The 6,866-nt window shown below is 41.8% G+C and carries 4 protein-coding genes and 1 pseudogene; all 5 read left to right on the forward strand.

The window, feature by feature from the left end; genetic code table 11:
- Positions 1-195 precede the first annotated feature (195 nt).
- Positions 196-291, forward strand: a pseudogene (locus HQK88_11875) (prepilin-type N-terminal cleavage/methylation domain-containing protein).
- Between the two features lie 551 nt (positions 292-842).
- The gene (locus tag HQK88_11880; GenBank protein MBF0617500.1) at positions 843-2,606 is read left to right on the forward strand and encodes a hypothetical protein; all 1,764 of its coding nucleotides are present in this window, start codon (positions 843-845) and stop codon (positions 2,604-2,606) included.
- A gap of 52 nt (positions 2,607-2,658) precedes the next feature.
- Positions 2,659-4,176, forward strand: coding sequence for a hypothetical protein (locus HQK88_11885; protein MBF0617501.1), 1,518 nt, complete (start codon positions 2,659-2,661; stop codon positions 4,174-4,176).
- Positions 4,177-4,179: 3 nt separating this feature from the next.
- Positions 4,180-6,348, forward strand: coding sequence for a hybrid sensor histidine kinase/response regulator (locus tag HQK88_11890; GenBank protein MBF0617502.1), 2,169 nt, complete (start codon positions 4,180-4,182; stop codon positions 6,346-6,348).
- Positions 6,349-6,669: 321 nt separating this feature from the next.
- Positions 6,670-6,813 carry a hypothetical protein gene (locus tag HQK88_11895; GenBank protein ID MBF0617503.1) on the forward strand — a complete coding sequence of 48 codons (144 nt, stop codon included), beginning with the start codon at positions 6,670-6,672 and terminating at the stop codon, positions 6,811-6,813.
- Positions 6,814-6,866: the final 53 nt, after the last annotated feature.

Here is a 6,866-nt window from a genome sequence, read left to right on the forward strand (position 1 = left end):
AGAGCAATATACATGACGTTTTATGTCAAAGGGTGACAACATTTGTTAGTAAATATCCCCCATAATTAGTTTTATCTATGAAACAAGCGCCTCTGAAGCTGGCATGTAAATTGCTATACTGTAAACAGTCAAGCGGTTTTTAACCGCCAGATAAAAGGAATATGGAGGGGTAAGATGTTTAGAGTGATTTCGGACATGAAAAACAGGGGGGATAGAGGTTTTACGTTGATTGAGCTTTTGATAGTTATTGCAATCATAGGAATTTTGACAGCTATTGCAGTGCCGGCATTCCTTGGACAGAGGGAAAAAGCGAAAGTAAGAGCAGTTGAGTCAGGAGCAAAGGGAGCAGTGTCGGATTTACAGGCATATCTTGACGCATACGTTGCAGGCGATCCGTACATAATAGTATCAGACGCATCTGGTAATCAGGGCTGTTATGAAGCAACAACATCAGCAGCTACAGGACATACTTGTAATTCCGTTTACAATCAGGCCAGCGCAGGCACATACCCTGCATTCCCTGCCGGTGTGGCAACTGTACTCACCCACTTTATTTCACACCACTCATTTAAAGGGGATAAGAGTCCTTACACTGGTAACTCATTGTTTGTAACCGATTCCAGCGCTATCTCCGATGGTACGGTGTTTGTAACTCCTACATCAAGCCGTGCAGTTAGTATCTTGGCTTATACTACAAACTATACATCACCAATATTCAGCCAGATGGTAACCACCCGGTAATTTGCAGCATTAACTTCTCAATTGGAGAGGTTTAAAAGATAAAACGTAACGGGAAGGACTAAATGTCCTTCCCGTTACGTTTTGTTGATATGTGTTGAGACATGGAAAACACTGAAAAAACAGACTACTTACGCCACGCTGTATATGTTGCGGCTATTTTTATAATTTCCATTATTATTTATGCTCCAACATTTAAAAGCGGCCTCATATGGGACGATCAATACATAATAAGGGGCGCCTCACTCATTGACAAAAAACACCCGTATGATGTTTTTATCTCAAACGGCCTCTATTACCGCCCTCTTACAATAATCTCACTTGGCCTTGACTATGCCATATGGTATGTAAATGCCATTGGCTACCATGTCAGCAACGTCGTTATTCATGCGGCAAACTCCGTACTGATGTATATTGTCTCTGTCATCATGCTAAAGAACTGGAAATTTTTTTTGAATAAAAACACTGGGGTTTCATTTTTCAGTGCTCTCCTGTTTTCACTGCATCCGATTCATACCGAGTCTGTTGCCTGGATTTCCGGCAGAACAGATTTACTTGCAACGTGTTTCTTTTTGCTTGCTTTTATTGCTCTTTTACTTTACCTGCATGAGAAGAAACGGGAGGGACTGTTTCTTATAGCAATTTTTTTTCTGTTTTCTCTTCTTTCCAAAGAAAATGCCATTGTTTTTGCAGTATTAGCCTTAGTGTATGCCGCTATTGTAAAGGCAAACAGGAAAGAGATTACCTTGATTTCTGTCTCTGTTACATTATCGCTGGGTGTTTATGTGTTTTTAAGGAAACTTGCATGGTTGTCTGATTTATTTAAAACTCCCGGTGACTCAGGTGCTTTTTTAAATAAAGAAGCATTTTCATTCGCTACCATAGGAAACCTGATAAACGCTGCCAGTTACTACTACGAGAAACTGCTTTGTCCGTGGAACTTAAACATTATCCCTGAGATGCCCTCCGGCCCGGGGTATTTTATTTTATTTATTTTGCCGTGTGTTTTGCTGGCATTTTTTATATTAAAGCGAAACTTTTTTTGTGGATTCTGGCTGTTGTGGATTATTGTCTCTATGGTGCCTTCACTTATGATAACTATTTCTCAGATAGCCGAGCCTCTCGGAGAGCGTTACATGTATATTCCCTCTGTGGGTTTGTCTTTTTTGATAGTTATGCTTTTAAAACCTGAAAAGCAACACCTCACTGACACACTCTTAACCCACCATCTAAGAATTGCCATTATCGTTACCCTGTGTATAACCTATGCGCTCCTGACATATAACCGCCTTTATGACTGGCGCTCAGACTTTGCACTTTGGCAGGACGCTGCTAAAAAAAATCCGCACTCTGCCGCAACAAAAACCAATTACGGACTGGCTCTGTTATCGGCAGAAAATTATGATGCGGCAGAAAGACAGTTTTCTGAGGCGCTTGCCCTTAAAAACCTAACCCACGAAAATAAATCCATGTTACTCAATTCCATGGCGTTGGTTGCAATAAACAAAAAGAACTACGAAAGAGCCGAAGCGCTGCTTTATAACTCCCTCAGGGAAAATATCCGCAACGTTGCCTCCTATCATACACTTGGGTATCTGTACATGCAGGCAGGCTCTCAGATAACCAATGATCCGGTAAAAAGGAAAGCATTTTTCCAAAAAGCCATAAAGGCATTTGAAGAGTCAGAGAAGTTTATACCAGGTGTATCGGATGTGAATTTTAATTTAGCTCTCTGTTATCTGGAATTAGGTGATTTTAAACGTTCTAAAGCAAATTTTGATGCTGTTATTCAAAGGGCACCAAACTCCGGCCTTGCACAGAAAAGCGTTGCGTTCTTATCATATATAGAGCGTAAAGGCAGTCTTTAGACTAACTTGACTTTCATTTGCCTGCAACCGTTAAAATAAGAGTAAGAACGAAATGAAAAACGAATGCTTCTCAAATGTTCTTATTCAACCGGATTGGACTGCAAAAGAGGATAATTGCCTGCAGAGTTTTCAGGCAATTATACGCAATCGTTGCGGCCTGAGTTTTGACTCTTCACGGCTTGCCTCGTTTAAAGAAATAATCCGCTCTCAGGTGAAAATTCTTGGACTGTCCTCAGACGATGAATACTACACTCTTATATCGCAAAGCCAGACACAATTTGAGAGGCTTATAAACCTTATTACAATAAATGAAACCTACTTTATGCGGGAGCCTGCTCACTACAGGGTGTTAACATCAAAGATTTTACCGGAGCTTATGGAAAGCAAACCAAAAGGCGCAAAAATAAGGCTTTTCAGCGCCGGCTGTGCTACCGGTGAAGAGCTCTACTCTATAATAATTTCCGTTTCTGATTCATTCGGTACAACTGCCCTTGACCTCTTTCATTTTGTTGGCGCAGACATTGACAACCCGGTAATTGACAAAGCCCATAGGGCAGTATATGGAAGCTTATCATTTAGAAGTTTCCCTGAATTGCTGAGAAAAAAATACTTTACCCAGGAGGATGAAACCCATTTCAAAGTAGATACACAAATAACAAGACACGCACATTTTGAAACCTTTAACCTGCTTGACACTACGTTAATCCATAACTTTACTGCTATGGATGTGATTTTCTACAGGAATGTTTCAATATATTTTGATAAGGAGATTCAAAGGAGAGTCTTTGATAATCTTGCCATGCTGCTTAATGACGGGGGATACCTTTTTGTCAGCTCGGTGGAAACGTTTGGCCATAAACATGGCTCGTTAAGCCTGATTGAAATGGATGGCGTGTTTGTGTTTAAAAAGTTACCGGAAGCTGTTTCCTCAGGCAGCAGTGTTTCACTAAAACACAAACCACCCAAACGAGACACTTTTAAGAGGATAAACTCAGGGGCAGTTAAAAACGAAAAAACAGTTGAGCCACAACCTGAGGCACTTTTAGATGAGGCACGTGTTCTTCTAAAGGACAAAAAGTTCGAGGCGGCTATAAAGGTTCTTGAACCGTTAACAGAGGATGGGAAAGGTGCAATCCATGCTAATGTACTGAGAGGGGCAGCACTTTTTAATCTTAAGAGGATTGATGAGGCAAAAAACATCTTTCTGAAAACTCTGGACGCTGACAGATGGTCTTTTGATTGCAGCATGTTTCTTGCCTTGATTGCACAATATGCCGGGGATAAAAGTGAAACAATCCGCCGATTTAAAGAGGCTATATACATTAACCCATCCTCATGGCTTGCCCACTATCTCCTTGCAAAAGCGTATCATAGTGCCGTAGACTTACAGCTCGCCCAAAAAGAATATCTTGCAGTTATAAGAATTATACAAAGTGAATTACAACAAGGACAAAAAATCACCAAAGACTCGTGTCTTGCGGGTGAGTTTTTTGCTATTTCATTTAACACCAATGACATCCTGCATCTTTGCCGGCATAATTTAGACAAAATCAACAAAACGCTGGAATAAAGTATGGCATTTGACAGAGCTAAATTTGTAAGCATGTTTGTTGAAGAGGCAAAAGAGCATATTGCAAAGATGACTGAGGGATTTTCAACTTTGGAAAAAGACCCCGGAGACATTGAAAACCTAAATGCACTCTTTCGCACAGCCCACACAATAAAGGGCTCCGCCCGTATGCTTAAACTTGCATCTATAAGCGAGGTGGCTCACAAAATTGAGGATGTACTCGATGCCCTTAAAATTAACCAAATAGTAGTGACACGGCAGCTAATATCTACTCTTTACAAGGGGATTGATACAATTACAGAGCTTGTGGAAAGAGCCGGAGCCGGAGAGGATATAAGCGGCACGGCAACTGAAGTCTGCACTTTGCTTGAAGAGCTTTTAAATGTACCGGATGAGTCAGTGGTTTCAGAGGAAAAAGCGTCTGGCCTTGAGCAAATCACGCAAACGGTGGCTAAAACCACTCATCAAACTAAAAACATAGAGACACTGCGCATAAACGCCACGAAACTTGACACACTTATAAAGCTAATGGGAGAAATTGTAACCCACCACACGCGGTTAAAAGAACGACTTCTCGGCGTAAAGGAGGTGATGCGTTTAAGCAGAGCACATTTTCTTAAGCTGGATGCCCTGAGTGCTGAATTTCCACAGTTAGATGGTTTAAGCAACGATGTTTTAAATATAAACTTGAAAGTTAAACAATTAGCGGGAGAACTGACAACGGATGGCAACGTGCAGGAGCTTCTCAACGAAACCCTTCAGGAGGTTGCTCTTGCAATGCGCATGGTACCGCTTTCCACCGTGTTTGACTCATTAGGGAGGACAGTCAGGGATATCTCAGGAACTCTCGGAAAGGATATAAGTTTTACAGTTGAGGGGGGAGAGACAGAGCTGGATAAAAAACTGGTCGAAAAGGTATCCGACCCTCTGATTCACATGATAAGAAACTCGCTGGATCACGGCATAGAGGAGAGCTCTGTGCGTAAAGCTGCCGGTAAACCTGAGGTTGGCGAAATAACGTTACGTGCTTTTTATGACTCAGGGAATGTTGTCATAGAGGTGGCTGATGATGGGGCGGGGCTTGCAGCTGAAAAACTTAAAGGCAAAGCTCTCCAGCGCCGTCTCTTTGATAAGGCCGCACTTTATGCTATGACTGATACAGAGGCATATGATTTAATTTTCTATCCGGGCATAAGCACCGCATCTATAATCACCGATGTTTCAGGCAGGGGAGTTGGCATGGACGTGGTTAAAAAAAATATCGTGGATGAGCTAAAAGGTACTATTTCCATAGAGAGTAAACCAGGTCTTGGAACAAGGTTTACTCTCAGAGTTCCCATGACACTTGCCATAATGGATTTGATTGTGTTTAAGAGTGCAGGTCTTGCTTTTGCGCTGCCCAAAAATGCTGTGGTTGAGATAGTGCAAGTGCCGGAGGCAGAGCTCATTGATGTGGTATCCAGCAGAGCGCTGAGACTCAGGGAGGAATTGATAACGGTTGAGCCACTTGACAAAGTGTTAGGTATAACAGATGGTGGAAACGGTAAGAAGTCCGGAGTCCTCATACTTGTTGTTTCCATTGGAGAAGATAAACTTGGGTTAATCATTGACTCTATAGTGGATGAGGAGAACATGGTGATTAAGCCCTTACCAAAACACATGAGAAACCTGCCGTTGGTTTTTGGAGTGACAGTATCAGGTAAAAACGAGATAATCAACCTTCTGAATGTCTCAGGGGTTATAAAAGCAGCCCGGCAAGGGGCAGGACACGCCAGAGCAGCAATCCCTGCCGCAACAGAGCATCATGCGATAAAAATACTCGTTGTTGATGATTCCATAAACACAAGAGAAGTGGAAAAGAGTATTCTTGAGGCTTATGGATATGAAGTAGACATTGCAGAGGATGGCATAGAGGCACTGGAAAAAACCGGAAAACAGACATATGACGTTGTAATAACCGATGTGGAAATGCCCCGGCTTGACGGTTTTGCCTTAACTCAAACCCTAAGAAAAGATAATAATTACTCTAACACGCCCATAATAATAGTAACATCGAGGGAAAAAGAGGCGGATAGACAAAGAGGGATAGCAGTGGGGGCCGATGCCTATATAGTCAAGGGTACATTTGAGCAGACAAACCTGCTTGAAACTATACGAAGTCTTGCTGGATAAACGCAGAGGATTTTTGTTACTAAACTGGTCTTTTATTCTTAGCAATACATTGAGGGTGGCAAATAATATGAAGCCATTAAGATACTTTTCTCTGACCTCTTCCCAGAGATGTTCTGTGGGGTTTGAGCTCCGGTGAATGTGCGGGCTGAGGTATAAGTCGGATGTTTTCAGGCACAACAAGATTTTTAGACATATGCCATGCTGCCTGATCAACAACGATGATCATGAAATATATTTGAAAATCTATAGAAACCTGTCGAAGAAAGATATTCCTTGTTTCTGTATTAGCGTATGGCAGGATAAGGGCTGTCATTTTCCCTAATGCCGGACAGATTGCAGCAAAAACATATTGACGCGGTGCTTTTGGTCGTAAGGCAGGTGGAGCCCATGCTCTACGAGCATTATTTATACGACCAAAAAGGTCCTCATCCTGTGCCATCACTATCACTGGACGCTTATCTTTAGGGTCTCTGTCCTGTAAGATAGTATCTACTTTTTCTCTAAATTTTTTTTAAACT

It is taken from the genome of Nitrospirota bacterium (assembly GCA_015233895.1).
Classification (GTDB): domain Bacteria; phylum Nitrospirota; class Thermodesulfovibrionia; order Thermodesulfovibrionales; family Magnetobacteriaceae; genus Magnetomonas.

What these genes read in the sequence shown, in the direction of transcription:
- HQK88_11880 (MBF0617500.1), top strand. Translation starts at nt 843, where the DNA reads ATGGAAAACACTGAAAAAACAGACTACTTACGCCACGCTGTATATGTT.
- HQK88_11885 (MBF0617501.1), top strand. Translation starts at nt 2,659, where the DNA reads ATGAAAAACGAATGCTTCTCAAATGTTCTTATTCAACCGGATTGGACT.
- HQK88_11890 (MBF0617502.1), top strand. Translation starts at nt 4,180, where the DNA reads ATGGCATTTGACAGAGCTAAATTTGTAAGCATGTTTGTTGAAGAGGCA.
- HQK88_11895 (MBF0617503.1), top strand. Translation starts at nt 6,670, where the DNA reads ATGCCGGACAGATTGCAGCAAAAACATATTGACGCGGTGCTTTTGGTC.